9 protein-coding genes are annotated in these 13,703 nt (G+C 70.9%); 6 read left to right on the plus strand and 3 right to left on the minus strand.

Annotated elements, in window-relative coordinates; genetic code table 11:
* Nucleotides 1-178 precede the first annotated feature (178 nt).
* The gene (locus tag OG432_RS04005) at nucleotides 179-1,069 is read left to right on the plus strand and encodes an NAD(P)-dependent oxidoreductase (RefSeq protein ID WP_328307763.1); all 891 of its coding nucleotides are present in this window, start codon (nucleotides 179-181) and stop codon (nucleotides 1,067-1,069) included.
* A 179-nt stretch (nucleotides 1,070-1,248) separates the two neighbouring features.
* Nucleotides 1,249-2,973 (plus strand): methionine--tRNA ligase, encoded by a 1,725-nt coding sequence (gene metG, locus OG432_RS04010; protein WP_328307765.1) that lies wholly within the window; start codon nucleotides 1,249-1,251, stop codon nucleotides 2,971-2,973.
* A 163-nt stretch (nucleotides 2,974-3,136) separates the two neighbouring features.
* On the opposite strand, the gene OG432_RS04015 is transcribed toward metG, so the two are convergent.
* Nucleotides 3,137-5,200 (minus strand): phosphocholine-specific phospholipase C, encoded by a 2,064-nt coding sequence (locus OG432_RS04015; RefSeq protein ID WP_328307767.1) that lies wholly within the window; start codon nucleotides 5,198-5,200, stop codon nucleotides 3,137-3,139.
* Nucleotides 5,201-5,370: 170 nt separating this feature from the next.
* Complete coding sequence (locus tag OG432_RS04020; RefSeq protein ID WP_328307769.1) at nucleotides 5,371-6,042, minus strand: DUF6445 family protein; 672 nt, start codon at nucleotides 6,040-6,042, stop codon at nucleotides 5,371-5,373.
* Between the two features lie 537 nt (nucleotides 6,043-6,579).
* Here OG432_RS04020 and OG432_RS04025 point away from each other — a divergent pair.
* From OG432_RS04025 to OG432_RS04035, 3 genes are all read left to right on the plus strand, one after another.
* Nucleotides 6,580-7,830 carry an ROK family protein gene (locus tag OG432_RS04025; protein ID WP_328307771.1) on the plus strand — a complete coding sequence of 417 codons (1,251 nt, stop codon included), beginning with the start codon at nucleotides 6,580-6,582 and terminating at the stop codon, nucleotides 7,828-7,830.
* A gap of 196 nt (nucleotides 7,831-8,026) precedes the next feature.
* Nucleotides 8,027-9,052 (plus strand): polyprenyl synthetase family protein, encoded by a 1,026-nt coding sequence (locus OG432_RS04030; protein WP_328307773.1) that lies wholly within the window; start codon nucleotides 8,027-8,029, stop codon nucleotides 9,050-9,052.
* A 379-nt stretch (nucleotides 9,053-9,431) separates the two neighbouring features.
* A complete protein-coding gene (locus OG432_RS04035; RefSeq protein ID WP_328307775.1) occupies nucleotides 9,432-10,718 on the plus strand; it encodes an IS701 family transposase in 1,287 nt (428 codons plus the stop codon).
* 46 nt (nucleotides 10,719-10,764) lie between these two features.
* Here OG432_RS04035 and OG432_RS04040 read toward each other — a convergent pair whose 3' ends face one another.
* A complete protein-coding gene (locus OG432_RS04040; RefSeq protein ID WP_328307776.1) occupies nucleotides 10,765-12,462 on the minus strand; it encodes an ABC transporter family substrate-binding protein in 1,698 nt (565 codons plus the stop codon).
* 223 nt (nucleotides 12,463-12,685) lie between these two features.
* On the opposite strand from OG432_RS04040, the gene OG432_RS04045 reads away from it, so the two are divergent.
* Nucleotides 12,686-13,669 (plus strand): ABC transporter permease, encoded by a 984-nt coding sequence (locus OG432_RS04045; protein WP_328307778.1) that lies wholly within the window; start codon nucleotides 12,686-12,688, stop codon nucleotides 13,667-13,669.
* Nucleotides 13,670-13,703: the final 34 nt, after the last annotated feature.

Here is a 13,703-nt window from a genome sequence, read left to right on the forward strand (position 1 = left end):
GGCCGAGAGCGCTCTCCTGGCCGTGCTTCCCCCGCTCGCTCACCCCTCCCTGCCCGCCGCCCCGCCCCGGGAACGGCGGGCAGGTGTCGTGCCCGGGGCGCCGTGCCCGGCCGAGCCGACTCATCCGTACGAGACTCCGGGGTACGCGACCGAGCACCGCCTGCCCTAGGAGTTCACCGTGTCCTCAGCTTCGCTAGCCTCGACCACGCCCGTCGTCGCCGTCCTCGGCACCGGCATCATGGGGTCCGGCATGGCCCGCAGTCTGATGCGCGCCGGGCTGTCCGTGCGGGTCTGGAACCGCACCCCGGAGAAGGTCCGGGCGCTGGCCGAGGAGGGGGCCACGGCCTTCCCGAGCCCCGAGGAGGCGGTGCGCGGCGCCGATGTCGTCCTCACGGCGCTGAACGACGGTCCGTCCGTCTCCGCCACCCTCGCGGCCGCCTCCGGCGGAACACACCCCGGGCAGCCGTGGCTCCAGGCCTCCACCGTCGGACCGGACGCGACGGAGGAACTGGCTTCGCAGGCAGCCGAGTTGGGGGTGGCGTACTACGACTGCCCCGTGCTCGGCACCCGCGGCCCGGCCGAAGAGGGCAAGCTGACCGTCTTCGTCTCGGGGCCGCCGGCGGCGCGCGAGCGCCTCGCGCCGGTGCTCGACGCGATCGGGCAGCGCACCGTCTGGGTCAGCCACGAGCCGGGCGGCGCCTCGCGCCTGAAGCTCGTCGCCAATACCTGGGTGATCAATCTGGTGGGCGCGGTCGCCGAATGCCTCGGCCTCGCCGAGGCCCTGCAGGTGGACCCCCGCCTCTTCCTGGACGCGCTCTCGGGCGGCCCGCTCGACACCCCCTATCTGCATGCCAAGTCCGCCGCCCTGCTCACCGGCGAGCTGGCGCCCAGCTTCGCCCTGTCGACCGCGCTGAAGGACACCCGTCTGATCCTCGAAGCGGCCGGGTCGGCGGGCGTCCGGCTCGACTTGACCGAGGCGTCGGCCGAGCGGTTCGCGCGGGCGGAGGCAGCCGGGCACGGCGCCGAGGACATGATCGCGACGTACTTCGCCGGCCGGACCGAGGAGTGACCGGGCCCGGCGGGCCGGGGCGGTAACTCCGGCGAGAAGGGTCCGGGCGGTTCGATAGCATGGCCCTGCCCATCGGGCGGGGGCGCCACCTGGTGTGAGCCCCCGGGTGGGCCTCCCTACCTGGGTTCGCCGCGGCCGCGCCGCGGTGCCGCACGTACGAACATAAGGAGCATCCGAGGATGTCTCGACACCTGATCACCAGCGCGCTGCCGTACATCAACGGGATCAAGCACCTGGGCAACATGGTCGGGTCGATGCTCCCCGCGGACGTGTACTCCCGCTATCTGCGCCAGCGCGGCCACGACGTCCTGTACATCTGTGCCACCGACGAGCACGGCACCCCCGCGGAGCTGGCCGCGAAGGAGGCGGGGCTTTCGGTCGCCGAGTTCTGCGCGCAGGCGCACGACACCCAGAAGGCGATCTACGACGGCTTCCAGCTGGCCTTCGACTACTTCGGCCGCAGCTCCTCGCAGCAGAACGTGGAGATCACGCAGCACTTCGCGCGGAAGCTGAAGGAGAACGGGTTCATCGAGGAGCGGGCGATCCGCCAGGTCTTCTCGGTCGCCGACGACCGGTTCCTGCCCGACCGCTACATCGTGGGCACCTGTCCGCACTGCGGTTACGACAAGGCGCGCGGCGACCAGTGCGAGAACTGCACCCGTGTCCTGGACCCGACGGACCTGCTGGAAGCGCGTTCGGCGATCAGCGGGAGCAGCGAGCTCGAGGTCCGCGAGACGCGGCACCTGTTCCTGCTCCAGTCCAAGCTCCAGGGCGAGGTGGAGGAGTGGATCGACCGGGTCGGCGGCGAGTGGCCGCAGCTCGCGTCGTCCATCGCCCGCAAGTGGCTGACCGAGGGCCTGCACGACCGCGCGATCACCCGTGACCTGGAGTGGGGCGTGCCGGTCCCGGCCGACACGTGGCCGGAGCTGGCCGCCGAGGGCAAGGTCTTCTACGTCTGGTTCGACGCCCCGATCGAGTACATCGGCGCGACGAAGGAGTGGTCCGACCTCGACCCGGCGAACCGCGACTGGAAGTCGTGGTGGTACGAGCCCGAGGGCGCGGCCGACGTCCGGTACACCGAGTTCATGGGCAAGGACAACGTGCCCTTCCACACGGTGATGTTCCCGGCGACCGAGCTGGGCGTGCGCGAGCCGTGGAAGAAGGTCGACTACGTCAAGGCGTTCAACTGGCTCAACTACTACGGCGGCAAGTTCTCCACCTCGCAGCGCCGTGGCGTCTTCACACACGACGCCCTGGAGATCCTGCCCGCCGACTACTGGCGCTACTTCATGATGGCGAACGCCCCGGAGTCCGACGACACGTCGTTCACCTGGGAGCACTTCACCGCGACGGTCAACAAGGACCTCGCGGACACGCTGGGCAACTTCGTGAACCGTGTCCTGTCGTTCTCGCGCAAGCGCTTCGGCGACGACGTTCCCGCGGGGGCGGCGGCCGGAGCGGCCGAGGAGAAGCTGGGCGAGGAGATCGTCGGGCTGCTCGCCGAGTACGAGGGCCACATGGAGGCGCTCCAGTTCCGCAAGGCGGCCGCCTCGCTGCGGGCGCTGTGGTCGGCCGGCAACTCCTACCTGGAGGAGAAGGCGCCCTGGCTGGAGATCAAGACCGACCCGGAGGCGGCCGCGCTGACGCTGCGCACGGCGATGAACCTCATCCACCTGTACGCGGTGGTGTCCGAGCCGTTCATCCCGTCCTCGGCGAAGGCGATGCGCTCGGCGTTCGCACTCGCCGACGACTCGGCGACCTGGGTCACCCCGGAGCAGGCCAGGGCTCTGGACACGGTTCCGGCCGGGACGGCCTTCACGGTTCCGCCCGTCCTCTTCGCGAAGATCACGGAGGAGGACCTGGAGTCCTACCGAGAGCGCTTCGGCGGCGCCGACGAGGCCTGACCTCCCCCACTCCGACGCGCTCTCAGAGCTTGACGCGGGGCCCCTGCCAGGATCGGCGGGGGCCCCGCGTCCGTGTGCCCGTGGGTCAGGCGTGTTCGTACGTTCCCGTGTGCTCGTGTGCTCGTCCGTGCTCGTGGGGAGCGGTGGCCCGCGCCCTCCGGGTTCAGGTGGTGAGCAGCGCCGGGTCGCTCAGGCCGGACGCGCCGGTCTCCACGTGACCGGCGAACCGGCGCAGGAAGGCCGAGTCGGCGTCGGAGGTGACCGACACGTCGTACCAGTTCTTGCTGGAGCGCAGATTCACGGTGTAGCGGACGGTGGCACCAGCGGCCACGGTCAAGGTGTGTGTCGCTCCCCCATAGGCCGCCGCGGTGGTGACCGTGAGGTGGACCGTGCTCGTGCCCGCGTTGGTCATGGTCAGATCGAGGTTCCCGGTGCCCGCGTTGTGGCGCGCGACGACCTCGGGTCCCGCGGTCTTGCCCGGGTTCTGGAAGGTGCGCAGGAATCCGTTGGGGCCGAAGACGCTGAGGTTGGTGACACCGCCCGAGTAGGCCGTGTTCCACGTGTCGGAGATCGTCTTGCCCGCCTCCGTCGTATAGGTCCAGGGGCCGTCGGTGCGGTTGGTCGAGGTGACCAGGAACTGCGCGCCGGCCGAGGCGCCGCCGCCGAAGGTGAGCGTGAACTTGCCCGTGCTCACGTTCGCCGCTCCGTCGACGAGGGGCGCGTAGCGCAGCGGCCGGGTGGGCCGGGCGCCCCGCTCCTGCTTGGGCAGGGTGCCGGTCGCGGGCGGCACCGGCACGAAGTCGGGGTGCCTGTTGTGGTCCGGCGGGACGTACGCGTCCGTCGAGGGCAGCGACGGGGCCGAGGAGTGGCTGCGGCCGAAGTCGAACGCCGAGGTCAGGTCGCCGCAGATCGCGCGCCGCCAGGGCGAGATGTTCGGCTCGTGCACGCCGAAGCGGCGTTCCATGAAGCGGATGATCGAGGTGTGGTCGAACGTCTCGGAGCAGGTGTAGCCGCCGGTGCTCCACGGCGAGACGACGAGCATCGGCACCCGCTGCCCCAGCCCGTACGGTCCGGCCGCGTAACTGGCGTTGCCCGGGAAGTAGTCGGGCCCCGTCGCCACGGTGGACAGCCCCTGGGATGCGCCGGAGGGCACGAACGGCGGAACCACGTGGTCGAAGAAGCCGTCGTTCTCGTCGTACGTGATGAACAGCGCCGTCTTGGCCCACACGTCCGGGTTGGACGTGAGCGCGTCCAGGACCTGGGAGATGTACCAAGCGCCGTAGTTCGAAGGCCAGTTGGGGTGCTCGGTGAAGGCTTCGGGCGCGGCGATCCAGGACACCTCGGGCAGCGTGCCGGCCTGGACGTCGGCCCTGAGGATGTCGAAGAAACCGTCGCCGTTCTTGGCGTTGGTGCCCGTACGCGCCTTGTCGTACAGCGGGTCGCCGGCCGTGGCGTTGCGGTAGGTGTTGAAGTACAGCAGCGAGTTGTCGCCGTAGTTGCCCCGGTAGGCGTCGTTGATCCAGCCCCAGCCGCCGGCCGCGTTCAGGCCGTCGCCGACGTCCTGGTAGATCTTCCAGGAGATGCCCGCCTGCTCCAGGCGCTCGGGATATGTGGTCCAGCCATACCCCTTCTCGTCGTTGCCGAGGACGGGTCCGCCGCCAGTGGCGTCGTTGCCCGTGTAGCCCGTCCACATGTAGTAGCGGTTGGGGTCGGTGGAGCCGATGAACGAACAGTGGTAGGCGTCGCAGATGGTGAACGAGTCGGCGAGCGCGTAGTGGAACGGGATGTCCTCACGCGTCATGTACGCCATCGTCGTGGACGTCTTGGCGGGGATCCACTGGTCGTACTTGCCGCCGTTGAACGCCTTGTGGCTGCCGTTCCAGTCGTGGTTCAGGTCCTGGATGAACTGGAGGCCCAGCTTGTCCGCCTTGGGGCGGAACGGGAGCACCTCCTTTCCCGCACCGACCTGGTGGAACACGGACTTTCCGCTGGGCAGGGTGACCGGCCGCGGGTCACCGAAACCACGAACGCCGTTCAGGGAACCGAAGTAGTGGTCGAACGAACGGTTCTCCTGCATCAGGACGACGACGTGTTCGACGTCCTGAATGGTGCCGGTACCGCCCGCGGCCGGGATGGAGGCGGCCCGCGCGATGCTCTGCGACAGCGCGGCGAAGGCGGCGGTGCCGCCCGCGAGCTGCATGAACCGGCGCCGGTTGAGTTCAGCCATGAGTGAGGGCCTCTGCAAGCGTGAGGGAACAGGGGGCGAGAGGGGTGTATCAAGAACACCCGGGGCCGCGAAAGCCCCCATGTCGTCACTGTGACACTCAGCGGTACGTCAAACGAACAGGAACCGCATGTGGCAGCAGACCCCACACGTTGTGAAGTTTCTGTGGTCGCCTAGGCCATCCAGAAGAAGACGGCGGTCATCCGCTTGTCATCGATGGTGCTTCCGCAGTAGCCCGTCGCGCTGTGCATCGTGTTGGCGGTATAGAGCAGCAGCCGGTTGTAGCGATGTGCGACGCGCACGTCCTCAGTGAAGGAATCCGGGGGAACGAAGCGCGTACCGAGTGCTTCCACGAGGTTGTTGTGGGGCGCGGTGACCATGTTGCCGCCGAGCACTCCGCCGGGCAGGCTCTGCCGGAAGAAACTGGTGCCGCAGTCCTTGGGGGCGCGCGGACTGAGATAGAGGACCGCCGCATAGCGGCACAGCGCGCGCGAGTCGGTATGCGGGCGCGGCTCGCTCTCACCGGCGCCGACGACCTGAATGCAGTTGTGGTTGAGCGTCGCGCCGCCCGGAGCGGTGGCCTGCCACACCTCCTTCGCGCCGGTGTTGGCCCTGACCAGGCGTTCCACGCGGGCCAGCTCGGCGGGTGCGAGGCCGGGCATGGTCCGCAGCCCTGGCCACGACTCGGGTTTGTACGGATATCCCTCGACCCAGTCGCTCTTGGCCACGCATCGGGCCCTCACTTCGTCGATGTTGGGCAGTACGTCGTCCAACACCCAGTAATCCCGGCCGAGTTTGGGCTTGCGATAAGGAAGGACCGGGAGCGCCGGACGAATGGGGGGCATGCGGCCGACCATACTGGCGGGTCTGGTCGCGCTCCCCTCCGAACAGGTCAACCTTTCCCCAATAGAGGGGAATTGACGAACGGCCACTTTGGGAGGGGGCTCGCAAATGTCCGATGGGCGATCACGCGAAAAGAAAAGCAAGGGCAAGAAAGGACCATGCTCCAGTAACAGCTCGCTCCGCATTTCGTCAGGTCGCCCACCCTTGGTGGGGAGGTGAGGCAGGGCGGACGGGCGGACGGGTCCAGGGGTGGCTCGGCCGAGAAGGCGGACGCTCCGGGGCGGCCGAGCGGAGCATCCGGCCAAGCGGACGGACGGGCCTGGGGCCGGCCGGCCGGGCAGGCGGACCCACCGAGCGGGCGGGCCGGGGAGACAGGCCTCGGAGGGGTGGCCTGGGGGCCCGAGCACCCGGCCCGGCCGGCTGAGGGCCGGCCGGGCGCGAGCACCGGCCAGGCGGGGGCTGAGAGCGCTCTCGGCGGCCCGCCCCCGCCCCGGGCGGCACCCCGGGAGCCCGACGCTGGGCTTAGGCTCGGAGGTGACATGAACGACCACTCGACCGTGCCCAGCCGCAACCGCCCCGCGCCGCTCGCGCCCAAGGCGGACAAGGACACCGTGCGCCGGCACAACCTCAGTCTTGTGCTGCGGGCCGTGTTCGATGAAAGCGCTCTCAGTCGGGCCGGAGCCGCCGCCCGCACCGGCCTGACCAGGGCCGCGGTGTCCTCGCTCGCCGATCAGTTGATCCGCGGCGGGTTCCTCACCGAGTCGGGCAAGTCGTTCAGCGGACAGGCGGGGCGCCCCGGCACCATGCTGACCCCGGCGCGCAGCGGTCCGGCCGGGGCCGGGGTCGAGGTCAACATCGACTACGTATCGGTGTGCGTCGTGGACCTCGCGGGCACCGACCGCGTACGGCTCACGGAGCACCTCGACAACCGGGGTCAGCCGGCCACCGGCGTACTGACCCGGGCCGCAAGGATCACCGCGCGCGCCCTGGACTCGGCGGCCGATCAGGGTCTCCATCCGGTCGGCGTGGAACTGGCGCTGCCGGGCCTGGTCTCCCAGGGCTCCGTGCGGCAGGCGCCCAACCTGGGCTGGAAAGAGGTCGACGCCGAGGACCTGTTCAAAGCGGCCCTGTCCGACCTGAGGCCCGACTCGCCCGCCTCGACGGTCACTTCGGACAACGAGGCCAATCTCGCGGCACTCGCCGAGCTGTGGTTCGGCGGTACGGACGGACGGGTCGGCCACTTCCTCTACCTGACCGGGGAGATCGGCGTGGGCGGGGCGGTCGTGGCCGGCGGCGAGCTGCTGCGCGGCGCGCACGGCTTCGCCGGCGAGATCGGGCACACGCCGGTGGATCCGGAGGGCCCCGAGTGCCGCTGTGGTTCGCGCGGCTGTCTGGAGCAGTACGCGGGCCAGTCGGCGCTGCTGCGGGCGGCGGGAATCGACGAGAACGCCGGAGTGCCCGGCGTCATCGAGCTGGAGCACAGGGCGCGGGCCGACGACGAGAGCGCTCTGCGCGCGCTCGACGACGCCGGCCGCACCCTGGGCATCGCCCTGTCCGGTGCGGTCAACCTCCTCGATCCGGACGCGGTCGTACTCGGCGGCATCTACCGCACATTGCTGCCCTGGCTCGCGCCCGCCGTGGAACGGGAGCTGTCCAGCCGGGCCGTGTCCGGGCTCTGGCCCCCCGGGAGCGGACGCGTCCGCGCCTCGTCCCTCGCCGGGGACGCCGCCCGGGGCGCGGCGGCCCGCGTCGTGCGCGGGATCGTCGCCGACCCGCTCGCCTATGAGTAGATACGGCCTGCGCGTAGGCACCGTCGGTCGCCCCCCTCGCGCGGGGCGACGCCCCATGGGCCCGTGGCGGTCGATGCCGGGCCGGCCGCCGCGTGCGGCGTCGCCGGGGGGCCATTCCCGCCGATTCCGTTGACTGTCGGGGAGAATGCCGTACCGCGGTCTTGAGCGGCCGGCGCATACAGACGGGACTCGGCAGATGACCGAAATCGAAGCGTCTCGTACGGCACCGGAGGCGTTCGCGGCGGGATGGGCGCTGCGCGACGTGGTGGTCGACGCACTCGAAGCACGCTGGCCCGCCGGGCGGACCGGCCTCGACGAGGTGTGCCGGCACTCCCTGTTGCCGGTGGGGAAGCTGCTCAGGCCCAGTCTGCTCCTCGCGAGCACCCAGGCCGTCGGCGGCGACCCCCTGAGAGCGCTCCCGGCGGCGGTCGCCACGGAGAGCGGACACGTCGGCAGCCTGATCCACGACGACATCATCGACGCGGACACGGTCCGCCGAGGGCGTCCCGCCGCGCATACCCGGTACGGCACGGGCGAGGCCATCGTCGCGGGCGACCTGCTCTTCTTCTCGCTGTTCGAGTCCCTCGCCCAGTGCCGCGACCGAGGCGTCCCGGCCGACCTGGTGGTGACAGCGGTCGCGGCCATCTCACGGGCCGGGATGGACCTGTGCCGGGGCCAGAGCCTGGAGGCACGGCTCGCCGGACGGCAGGCGTTCGAGGTGGACCCGTACCTGGAGATGGTCCGGCTCAAGACGGCGGCGCTGTTCCGTGCGGCGTGCGAGGTCGGCGGCATCCTGGGAGGGGGCGGCCCGGCCGAGCTCGCCGCGTTGGTGGCGTACGCGAACCATCTGGGGGTCGCGTTCCAGGTTCACGACGATCTGCTGCCCTACACCAGCGACGCGGACACCACGGGCAAGGCTCCGACGAGCGACATCAGGAACGGCCGGCCGGTACTGCCGGTCGCCCTGGCCCATCGCGGCGCCGACCCGTCCACCCGGCTCGCGATCGAGGCCTGCCTGACGGAGCGGGGAGAGCCGGCCGCGGCGCTGGCCGCGCTCACGGAGATCCTGCGGGCGTCCGGTGCGATCGAGGAGTCGTTCGCGCTGGCCGGACAGCACGCCAGGGCCGCCGTCGACGCGTTGGAAGCGCTCTCACCCGGCGAAGGGCGCGATCTGCTCGCCACGTTCGTGACACGCGCGCTCGCCGCGGCGCCGACCCCCTGACCCACGGGGTCCCGCTCCCCCAACCCTGCGCGCCCCGCAGCCCCGCGCGCACCGGCCATCCGTGTCCGCACCGGCCATCCGTGTCCGCACCGGCCCTCCCGTGTCCGTACCCGCACCTGCCACCCGTGTCCGCACCGGCCCTCCCTGACCGCGCCGGCCATCTCTGTACGCACCCTCGTCGCACCCCGCCCCCGCCACACCCCCAACCCGGCAGCTTTACAAGTGACTTGACTCAATTTGACTCCGCCTGTTGAATTTTATCGAGTCGCAGAGTCAACCGAGGGGGACGGCGCGATGAAGGACGACACCTGTCCCTTCCGCCGGCCCCTCCGCCGGGCTCCAGCGCCACCTACCGATTCAGGACACTCCCGGGGGCACCGTGTCTTCCATCCTCCAGCTCTTCGACGCGAGCACACGTCCCGCACCGCCCCACCTCCCCGCACCGCCCGCGACGGCCGACTTCACCGCCTACTGCCAGGACCTGTTCGGCGCGATGACCCGCTCGGACCAGCGGCGTTGGGGCACGGTGTATGTGCGCGGGCTGCTCGACGTGCCCGGCCGCAAGACGCCGACGAGAATCTCCGAGCATGTCCTCGGCCACCGGGCCGTGCAGCAGCTCCAGCAGTTCCTCCACCAGAGCCCGTGGGACTCGGGCCCGGTACGCCGGCGGATCGCCGAGCGGACGAACGCGGTGTTCCGCACCGAGGCCTGGGCCGTCGACGAAGTCGTGTTCGCGAAGAACGGCGACCGTACGGTCGGCGTGGCACGCCAGTACGCCCCCTCCCAGGGACGCACCGTCAACTGCCAGCTCGCGTACGCGGCTTCACTGGTGGGCTCCGGGGGCGGCGTGCCGGTGAACTGGCGGCTGATGCTCCCCGGGCGCTGGGACCGGGACGAGCCGCTGCGCCGACAGGCCCATGTGCCGGACGGCGAGCACTGCCGGCCGCGCTGGAGCTACGTCCTTGAGGCGCTGGACGAGATGACGGACGAGTGGCTTCTCGAACCCCAGCCGGTCCTTGCCGACTGGCGGTTCGACAGCGATGTCGAGCCGCTGCTCAAAGGTCTTGAGGCACGTGGCCACGGCTACTTGGTCGAGGTGTCGCCGAGCACGGCCGTCACCCTGCCACGGCCGAACGCCGCGTCACCCGCGGCGCGGGGCACGGTGGCCGAGCTCGCCGAGCACCTGTCGCGGCGCGGTGAACGCACCGCGATCGCGTGGTACGACCGAACGGCGGAGCGGATGCGGCGCTCGCAGTTCCTGTCCGCTCCCGCCCTGCTGCGCACGGACGGCGCGCGGCATTCGGCGCCGCGTCGGCGTCCGCAGGTCCGCACGCCGCCCGGCCCGGAGGACCCACACCCCCGGGCGCACCCTCCGCGGTCGCGGCACCTGGTCACGGACTGGCCGTACGGCCGCCCTGCGCCGCGCGCCCACTGGCTGACCAATCTGCCGGCCCGTCGCCTCCACGAGACGATCGCGCTGGCGCAGTTACGCGCCCTGTCCGGGGAGGGACTGCGCAGACTCCAGGACGAGTTCGGACTCGGGGACTTCGAGGGGCGCTCGTTCCGGGGCTGGCACCATCACGTCACGCTCGCGTCGGCCGCGCTCGCCTTCGACGCGCTCACCCGGCACGCCGAGGAGGAGTGGCTCAGCGGACAAGGAGGGTGACGGCGCCCGCCGATCTGACACACCATCACCATGCTGGGTGCGAGGGCTATTTCCGCCACCCCACCGCCGCGAAGTCGATGTCGCCGAGCCCCGGTACGCCGAAGTTGGCGAGACCCTTGCGGACGGCGATCATCTCGGGCCGCTGGTAGAGCTCGACATCGTGGCCGAGCTGCCAGATCTCCCTGTCGGCCTGGTTGTACAGCTGGGCCGCACGCTGGGGATCGAGAGTCGCGGACGCCTCCTTGAGGAGGCCGTCGAGGGTGGCGTCCGAGATCCTGCCGTAGTTCAGGAAGCTCTGGGCGCCGCGCGGCAACCGGTAGACGGCCTGCAACTGGCTGGGGTAGGTCATGTCGGTGAAGCGGAAGATCGCGAGGTCGAAGTTGCCGACGTCGAGGTATTTCGGGCCGTAGTCGTCGGCCGGCACCTTCTGGATCTCCACGGCGATGCCGACCTGGGCGAGCATCTGCTGGAGCAGCTGGGCGAGGTCGAGGCCGAGACGGTTGGTGGACTCCGCGATCACGAACCGTAGTTTCAGGCTCTTCCCTGCCTTCACGCGCGGCTCGCCCGCACCCGTCGGCTTCCATCCCGCCCGGTCCAGGAGCCGTTCGGCAGCCTTCGGGTCATAGGTGCCCAACTCGCCGGAGTTGTCGGCGTATCCGGGCTGGTTGGTCATGAAGATGTGATTGCCGAGCAGGGGCACGCCGATGGGCAGCCGCTCCGCCGCCACGTTGGCCAACGCCTGCCGGTCGACGGCCCGTTGAACCGCGTGGCGAACGTCGATGTCCTGGAGCGGGCCGCCCGCGCCGTTCAGGCTGACGTGGACCTCGTCCCAGGCGGAGCCGATGCGCACGGTGCTGTCGCGGGCCGACTTCAGCTGCTGGTACGCCTCGGCCGTGGCGGCGTTCACCGCGTCGATCTCGCCGTTGAGGTAGGCCTGCAGTGCGGCGGCCGGGAGCAGCGCGCGGAACACCACCTTGTCCAGGCGGGGCCGTGTGCCCCACCAGGCGGGGTCGGGGACGGCCGTGACGGACTGGGTCGTCGGATCCATCGAGGCGATCTTGAACGGTCCCGCGGTGACCGGGATCCGCGCGCGCCAGCCGTTGTTGAACTGCTCGGGCGTGCTGGTGGCGGACGCCGGGAAGAGCGGGCCGAACAGGCGCTGCCAGTCGGCGTACGGGGAGCGGAAGACGACCTGCACTTCACTCGCGTCGTGTCCCGGCCGCACCTGGGATATCTGGTCGTAGCCGGAAGGGTCGGCCACCAGGTACCGGTCGTCCCCCCGCCCGAGCGCCCGCCACTGGGCCTCGAAGTCGGCCACGCCCAGTGGCTTTCCGTCGGACCAGCGGGCTCGCGGGTTGAGTCGGTAGGTGACCGTCTGCGGGGACGCCGTGGTGACGGAGGCGGACAGGAGATAGTCGGGGTTGGGATGCGGTACGCCCTTGGCGTCGCGGTGGAACAGTTCGGGCTCGACGAGGCTGTCGATCTCCGACGCCTCGCCGATGGATCCGGCGGCCTGGTTCACGTTGTACTGCGTGACCCACTGGGAGGTGGCGAGCGTCATGGTGCCGCCCTGGCGCAGGCTGCCGGGCGGTTGGCGGTCGATGCCCTCGGTGCCGTAGGAGGGGGCGGGCAGCGGGCGGGCGGATCCGCCGGGCCGCGCCGTGGAGGACGTACAGCCCGCGAGCAGGAGCGCCGCCGCCGTGCCCAGGGCCGTCCACACCCGCACGCCACGCAACCGATTCACCACGGCCCCCGCCTCGACGAAGCATCAGTGCATGCGTGCATGCACGCGTCAATCCATCAGTACGTCAGCGCATCGGTACGTCAGCGCGTCAGCGCGTCAGTACGTCAGTACGTCAGCGCGTCAATTAAGCGAACTGATCTACGATTTCCGGCTCGGACCCTAACATTGTGGCCAGTGAGGACGGTGAACCGTGCCCGCCGTCCGCCCGTTCGAGGAGAGACCCGTGATCGGCCGTTTGTCCTGGCGCCTCGCGCGCGGCGCGGTCCTGCTGCTCTCCTCGGTCTTCCTCTCGTATCTCATCGCCTCCGCGGCGCTCAGCCCGCGCGCCTACTTCGAGGACCGTCAACCGCGGCCGCCGGCCGCCGCCGTCGACCACGAGCTCGCGCTGCTCGGCGCGGACGACCGCACACCCGTCCTGGAGCGCTTCGGGCACTGGGCGGTGCGGGCGGCCCACGGCGACCTGGGGCGCACCGTCGACGGGACGTCGGTGAACGACGAGTTCGGCCGCAGGGTCGGGGTGTCCGTCCGGCTGCTGCTCGTCGGCACCCTGGTCGGCACCGGGCTCGGCGTGCTCGCAGGACTGTGGGCGGCGGTCCGCAGGCACCGGCTGCCCGACCGCGCCCTGACCGTCCTGTCGTTCCTGGTTCTGTCGGTGCCCACCTTCGTGCTCGCGCTGCTCCTCAAGGAGGGCGCCCTCTGGTTCAACCAGAGCGCCGGGCACACGGTGATCCGTTACACGGGCGAGCGGACTCCGGGGCTCACCGGCCCGCCGCTCACCCGGCTGGGGGACCGCGCGGCCCATCTGGCGCTGCCCGCGGCCACGGTGGCGCTGGGCGCCATCGCCTCGTACAGCCGCTATCAGCGCGCGGCGACGCTCGACGTGCTCGGCGCGGACCATCTGCGGACCGCCCAGGCCAAGGGCCTCACGCCGGGCCGGGCGCTGCTGCGGCACGGGCTGCGCACCTCGCTGATCCCGCTGACCACCTTCTTCTCGTTCGGCTTCCTGACCCTGTTCACGGGGGCCGTGTTCACCGAGCAGATCTTCGGCTGGCCCGGCATGGGCAGCTGGTTCATGGAGTCGGCCCAGAAGGGCGACGTCAACTCGGTGGTCGCGGTCGACCTGTTCGCCGCGGTGACCGTGCTGCTCGCGGGCTTCGTCGCGGACGTCCTGCACGCGGCGCTCGACCCGAGGGTGCGCCGACGGTGAGCGGTCAGCCGTCCGCGGAGGCGGTGGGGGCGCG

Origin of the sequence: Streptomyces sp. NBC_00442, assembly GCF_036014195.1 — a bacterium.
Taxonomy (GTDB): Bacteria; Actinomycetota; Actinomycetes; order Streptomycetales; family Streptomycetaceae; genus Streptomyces.